Source organism: Streptococcus sp. GMD5S, assembly GCF_000298715.2.
Classification (GTDB): Bacteria; Bacillota; Bacilli; order Lactobacillales; family Streptococcaceae; genus Streptococcus.
Map to the genome: position 1 here is coordinate 148582 of NZ_AJRG02000002.1, position 6936 is coordinate 155517.

A 6936-nucleotide genomic window follows, 5' to 3' on the forward strand; every position below is an offset into this window, starting at 1 on the left:
ATAGCTGTCAAGACTTAACTCCTATATATAGAAGAAAAGTTTATCTGAGGGAATAAATTTCTCCTTAAAATTCAAACTCTGCTAACACATCTTGACCACTTGTGATCAGTTTTGCTCCCTCTTGGATCAAGTGGTTGCAACCATCTGAATGGCCATCAAGAATGTTCCCTGGAATAGCAAAGACATCGCGTCCTTCCTCCATGGCGCGTTCACAGGTAATGAGACTCCCTGACCGCATCCTTGCCTCTGCCACAATAACTCCACGACACAATCCTGCAATGATACGATTACGAGCTGGAAAGTGAAATTTTAAGGGTTCTTCACCTGGACCGTACTCACTTAGCACTAGATGATGATTTCCAATGTAGTCCTGCAAGCGTTTATTAGCACGTGGATAAAAAACATCCAATCCTGTTCCAATGACAGCAATCGTTCGTCCTCCATTCTGGAGCGCAGCCATATGGGCAGCGGTATCGATTCCTTTTGCTAATCCACTAACCACGATTAACTCGTTTTCTAAACCTTGGATAATTTTCTGGATCGACTTAGCACCTTGACTCGAACAAGAACGACTCCCTACAAGAGCAACCTTTGGAAATTTCAATAAATCCAGATTCCCTTTGTAAAACAAAAGAGCTGGAGCATCATAAATCTCACTCAGATCCCAAGGATAACAGTCATCAAGAATCGAGAAGGATGGAAATTTCTGAAACTCCTTCTCCAACTGTGCATCATCTATCTGGAAATAGCGTTCCATAAAGACAGCAGGATTACGGCACCCCGATATTTCTGCAATATCACCTAGCAAGAGCTCCTGATCTACAGTCTCATCGTATTCAAGAACTGTTAAAATTTGTTGATTGCTCAGCCCAGCTTTTCTCAATTTGTAAATCTCATAGTTTGTGATCTTCATATACAACTCCATTTCTTTTTCTACTCATATATCTATTCGTAAAAAAATAAAAAGAAGACCAAGGATCTTCTTTTTTTCATTTATTCAGCTTTAGTAGTTGACCAGCTACTTTCAACCATCGGTAAGATTGTTTTTAAAGTTTCCCCATCCCCTTCAAGTGAAACATAGCGGATTTTACCATCATTTGATCGGAAAACCCAGGTAACGAGGTATTTCCCTGACTTAGCAATTGCATTGACAACATAGGCTTCATAGCCTCCAATGGTCGATTTGGAGCCCCAAACCTTACTGAAATCAGAGCTTTGTTCTTTGGAAGTTAAAATACTAGATGAGACATTCACAACATCCAGTTTAGCATATTCTTCTTCGCTGATATTGAACTGCTCAGCCTTGAAGGTATTCAGCGTAACAATGTTGATATCTGTTCCATCACTATACTGTATATCATTTCCACCTTCTACTTCATGGAATTGAACCCATGATTTGGGTACCTTGACAAAACCATATTCATTCGAACCGATGATTTGCGTCTCTTCCTTTTTCGCTTCAGAAACAGCAGAGCTAGAGCTACTTGTTTCCTGACTGCTAGAAGACCTAACAACCGCAGTCGAACTTTCTTCGGTTGCTGTTTGCGATTTATTGGAGCATGAAGCTAAAAAAGCACTAATAGTAACTACAGTACCTAAAATTAATAATCTTTTCATCCTACCACCTTTCCATCTGCATTATAAGAAAAATAAGGACTTCTGTCAAATTCTAACCTAATCGATTCAGTTAGTTTACGATTTTATAGCTCACATTTAAAGCAAAAACTCTTGAAAAATCTTCAAGAGTTTTTTTATTTCTATTCTTCATCCATGCTTAAGACGCTAAGGAAGGCTTCTTGTGGTACTTCTACTGATCCGATAGCTTTCATGCGTTTCTTACCAGCTTTTTGTTTTTCAAGGAGTTTGCGTTTACGCGAAACGTCACCACCATAACACTTGGCAAGTACGTTTTTACGAAGGGCCTTGATATCCGTACGAGCCACAATTTTGTGTCCAATAGCTGCTTGAATCGGCACCTCAAACTGTTGACGAGGGATGATTTTCTTGAGCTTATCAACGATGAGTTTCCCGCGTTCGTAGGCAAAGTCCTTGTGGACGATAAAGCTAAGAGCATCGACCTTATCACCATTGAGAAGGATGTCCATTTTGACCAGCTTAGATGGGCGATACTCTGACAATTCATAGTCAAAGCTTGCATAACCACGCGTCGAAGACTTGAGCTTATCAAAAAAGTCAAATACGATTTCAGCAAGTGGAATTTGATAGATGACATTGACACGATTGTCATCAATATAATCCATAGTCACAAAATCCCCACGTTTCCGCTGAGCCAGTTCCATCACCGCTCCAACAAACTCCTGTGGTACCATAATCTGAGCCTTGACATAAGGTTCTTCAATGGTCGCAATCTTAGTTGGATCTGGAAACTCTGATGGGTTAGAGACATCCATAGACTCACCGTCAGTTTGATTAACCTTATAGATAACAGACGGAGCTGTCATAATGAGGTCAATGTTGAACTCGCGCTCTAAACGCTCTTGGATAACATCCATATGGAGGAGTCCAAGGAATCCACAACGGAAACCAAATCCAAGGGCCTGAGATGTTTCTGGTTCAAACTGCAAGCTAGCATCGTTGAGCTGCAATTTTTCTAAGGCTTCACGTAGGTCATTGTACTTGTTTGACTCAATTGGGTAAAGTCCTGCAAAGACCATAGGATTCATTTGCTTGTAGCCATCTAGCGGTTCTGCTGCAGGATTGCTTGCTAGGGTCACTGTATCTCCGACACGCGTGTCTTGAACCGTCTTGATAGAAGCCGCAATATAACCAACGTCACCTGTGGCTAGGAAATCACGCCCAACAGCTTTCGGTGTGAAAATTCCGACCTCCGTCACATCAAAGGTCTTTCCATTGCTCATGAGTTGAATCTTATCGCCAGGTTTAACAACTCCGTCCATGACACGAACTTGGAGGATAACCCCACGGTAAGCATCATAAACTGAGTCGAAAATCAAGGCTTTGAGTGGAGCTGAAACATCACCAGTTGGGGCTGGCACTTTCTCTACGATTTGCTCAAGAATCTCTTCGATACCAATACCAGCTTTGGCTGATGCTAAGACCGCTTCGCTGGCATCTAGTCCAATGACATCCTCAATCTCTGTACGAACGCGCTCAGGATCGGCTGCTGGTAGGTCAATCTTGTTAATGACGGGCAGAATTTCCAAATCATTGTCCAAGGCTAGATAAACGTTAGCAAGAGTTTGCGCTTCAATCCCTTGAGCCGCATCAACCACCAAAATCGCTCCTTCACAGGCAGCTAGCGAACGCGACACTTCATAGGTAAAGTCCACGTGCCCTGGCGTGTCAATCAAGTGGAAAATATAGGTTTCGCCATCTTTTGCAGTGTAATTGAGCTCAATGGCATTCAACTTAATGGTAATCCCACGTTCACGTTCAAGATCCATACTATCCAAAAGCTGGGCCTGCATTTCACGACTAGAAACGGTCTCCGTCTTTTCCAAAATGCGGTCTGCTAGCGTTGATTTCCCGTGGTCAATATGGGCGATAATAGAGAAGTTTCGGATTTTCTCCTGTCGTTTTTTCAAATCTTCTAAGTTCATGATGCTCTTCCTTTCAGGGTATCTATTAATTATAAATTGTTTTTAACATTTTGACAAGACCATACCCTGCTAGGAGTACTAATCTTCGGCAACAAAACCATCATTCTCGATAAAGTGGTGTTCTGTCATTCCTTGGTCAGTAAAGACAATCCCATGCAAGACACCACCATAGACAGCTCCTCCATCCATGCCAATCTTGCCATCCTCTGTTATCCAAAGCTCAGCAGTACCTCGGTCTTGCTTTAGCAAACCATAAACTGGTGTATGCCCAAAGACAATGATTTTCCCAGTATGATTTTCGGCTTCGTGGAATGGCTTTCTGAGCCAGACTTTCTTGTAATCAGTCGTTTCATGCCAATCATCCAAGGTCAAATCAATACCTGCGTGAACAAAGATATATTTGTCTGTCTCTACCACAAATGGCATTTGACGAATAAATTCGACCAAGTCTGCCGCTTCAGTCGCAACACGCTTGGCATCTTCTACGCCATCAACTGGTGCATCCAAGGGACGACCTAAAATTGAGTTAATGGTTGTATCACCACCATTGCGACGATAATGGTCATAGCTTTCTTCTGGGTCATCAAGCCAAGTCAGAAACATATACTCATGGTTACCTGATAAACAAATAGCTCCTTGATTGTCGACCAAGTCTTTGACCATCTCTAGAACACGGCGACTGTCTTCACCTCGGTCAATCAAATCCCCTAGAAAGAGCAACTGAGTTTGACCATCCCAGGTCTTGAGCAGATCTTCTAGCATACCTGCCTTTCCGTGAACATCTCCAATTACATAATAGTCTGTCATTTATTTCATCCTCGTTTGCAATAATTCTCTGGCTTGGGTAAGGGCAGCTTCGGTTACATTTTCCCCAGCCAACATCTTAGCTACTTCCTCTACTCGCTCTTCTAAAGTCAAAAGGCGAACCGTCGACACCGTTGAGTGCTCATCGCTAATCTTCTCAATAAAGAATTGATAATCCGCGATGGCAATCACTTGTGGAAGGTGAGAAATAGCAAGAACCTGACCATGCTGACCAATCTTATGAATCTTTTGCGCAATGGCTTGGGCCACACGACCTGAAACTCCCGTATCCACCTCATCAAAGACAATACTAGTCTTGCCTTCTTTACGAGAAAAGGCGGATTTAATAGCTAGCATGAGGCGGGATAATTCCCCACCAGATGCAACTTTGACCAAGGGTTTAAAGTCTTCACCTGGATTGGTAGAAATATAAAACCCAACTGTTTCATTTCCTTCACGGCTGAATTTACTCTTACTAAAGCGAACCTGGAACTGTGCCTTCTCCATATAGAGATCCTGAAGTTCTTGTTTAATCTCAGCCTCAAGCTGCTGGGCCAAATCATGGCGAGCAGATGCAAGCTGACCTGCCAAATCAACAAGATTAACTTCCAATTTCTTGAGTTCTGCTTCCATATCTTCGGAAGAAAGATTATTTCCAGTCAAGAGATTGTACTCTTCCGTAATCTTGGCAAAATAAAGCAAAACATCGTCCACAGTTCCACCGTACTTGCGTGTAATAGTATTTATAAGGTCTAAGCGATTTTCAACCTGCATGAGACGATTGCCATCAAAATCCAAGTCCTCAATAATATCTTCCAAACGCTTTGTAATATCTTCTAAAACATAGTAGGTCTCAGACAGAGAACTTGAAATTTCACGGTATTCAGGGTCGTATTCTTCAACACTTTCCATGTCATTCATGGCTGAACGGACATTAGCAAGACTGGAGAATTCCTCATTGTCCAGCATACTGTAGGCATTGGTTAGCGTATCCGCAATATTTTTATGATTGAGGAGTTTATCTCGTTCTTGGTTGAGAGCTAAGTCTTCACCAGCCTGTAAGTTCGCTGCCTCAATCTCTGCCATTTGAAATTCCAACATCTCAATACGAGCCTTATGTTCCTGCTGGTTTTTCTTGACTTCCAAAACCTGCTTGCGCATTTTGCGATAGGCATCAAAGCTCGTCTGATAGGTCTCCTTCAAGTCCAAGAAAGCAGCATCACCAAACTCATCCAACATCTGGATGTGCAGTTGAGGACGCATTAACTCCTCTTGGTCATGCTGACCATGGATATCCACAAGGTGTTGCCCAATGGCACGCAAGACAGAAAGATTGACCATCTGACCATTCACGCGACTAACACTACGACCATTTTGCAAAATTTCCCGACGGATGATAATCTCATCCCCCAATTCTAAACCTTGCTCATCAAAAAGTTCCTGTAAAAGGCGACTATTTTCAACCGAAAAAAGTCCCTCAATCTCTGCCTTTGGCGCACCGTGACGAATAACATCTGTCGTTGCACGAGCCCCCAACATGAGATTCATAGCGTCGATAATGATAGACTTTCCAGCACCCGTTTCTCCGGTCAAAACAGTCATACCCTTTTCAAAATTGAGTGAAATCGCCTCAATAATGGCAAAGTTTTTTATCGAAATTTCAAGTAACATACTGACCTACCATTTTTTGACTTGTTCAACAATTTCCTCAGCTGCCTCTGCTGTTCTAGCTACAATTAAGATAGAATCATCATCAGCTAGACAGCTAAAAATCTGTTCAGAAAATGCTTCAACCAACTGACTCTTCACAAAAATAGTATTTCCAGGAATGACAGCAAGATTGATCATATTTCCCATTAACTCAGAACTCACAATATTGTCCTCAGCCAACTGCAAACTTTTGACGACTGATTTTGGCAACTCATAGATATAGGTGTTGTTCTTCAAAGGAATTTTAACAATCCCAAGCTCCTTGATGTCCCTTGAGACAGTGGCTTGCGTAGCAGAAATACCTGCTTCCTTTAAGTGCTCAACGATTTCTTCCTGAGTCCCAATTTGATAATCTGTAACAAATCTTCTAATTTTTTCAAGTCTCTCTTTTTTATTCATCTTTAAATTCTCTATGTGCTCTCTCTACAACTTTTTCTATTTCAGGAGCAACTTGGTTACTTGCTCCATCTTCCTTTTTCAAATATGCCAAAAATTCGATGTTTCCATGTCCACCTTGGATTGGTGAATAGTCTAATCCAAACACTGAAAAACCTTGTTCAACTGCCATAGCAGTGACAGATTCAAGGACATGTTGATGAACCTTGGCATCGCGAATGATTCCATTCTTTCCAATCTGCTCACGACCTGCTTCAAACTGGGGCTTAACCAGAGCCACGACCTGACCTTGATCAGCCAAGACACGGTGCAAGGCAGGTAAAATCAGACTGAGGGAAATGAAACTCACATCAATACTGGCAAAGCTCGGTTCCTGCTCAAAATCAGTCTTTTCAGCATAGCGGAAATTGAACTGCTCCATGCTGACAACCCGTGGGTCTTGACG

Annotated in this window: 7 protein-coding genes; all 7 read right to left on the reverse strand. The window is 42.1% G+C overall.

What is annotated here, in order from left to right; translation table 11 throughout:
* Positions 1-64: 64 nt before the first annotated feature.
* Positions 65-913 (reverse strand): DNA-processing protein DprA, encoded by an 849-nt coding sequence (gene dprA / locus GMD5S_RS0202210; protein ID WP_000705327.1) that lies wholly within the window; start codon positions 911-913, stop codon positions 65-67.
* A gap of 80 nt (positions 914-993) precedes the next feature.
* Positions 994-1617 (reverse strand): hypothetical protein, encoded by a 624-nt coding sequence (locus tag GMD5S_RS0202215; RefSeq protein ID WP_000825985.1) that lies wholly within the window; start codon positions 1615-1617, stop codon positions 994-996.
* 140 nt (positions 1618-1757) lie between these two features.
* On the reverse strand, positions 1758-3581 hold the full coding sequence (lepA, locus tag GMD5S_RS0202220) for a translation elongation factor 4 (RefSeq protein ID WP_001047156.1): 1824 nt from the start codon (positions 3579-3581) through the stop codon (positions 1758-1760).
* Positions 3582-3659: 78 nt separating this feature from the next.
* Positions 3660-4388 carry a metallophosphoesterase family protein gene (locus tag GMD5S_RS0202225; RefSeq protein ID WP_000133346.1) on the reverse strand — a complete coding sequence of 243 codons (729 nt, stop codon included), beginning with the start codon at positions 4386-4388 and terminating at the stop codon, positions 3660-3662.
* Entirely contained in the window at positions 4389-6056 is a 1668-nt protein-coding gene (gene recN / locus GMD5S_RS0202230; protein ID WP_000923546.1) for a DNA repair protein RecN, read from the reverse strand. It lies immediately after the preceding gene.
* 6 nt (positions 6057-6062) lie between these two features.
* Positions 6063-6494 (reverse strand): arginine repressor, encoded by a 432-nt coding sequence (locus tag GMD5S_RS0202235; protein WP_001034394.1) that lies wholly within the window; start codon positions 6492-6494, stop codon positions 6063-6065.
* A partial coding sequence (locus GMD5S_RS0202240) for an SAM-dependent methyltransferase (protein ID WP_016893674.1) occupies positions 6487-6936 on the reverse strand: 450 nt, incomplete at its 5' end. The genes GMD5S_RS0202235 and GMD5S_RS0202240, both read right to left, overlap by 8 nt.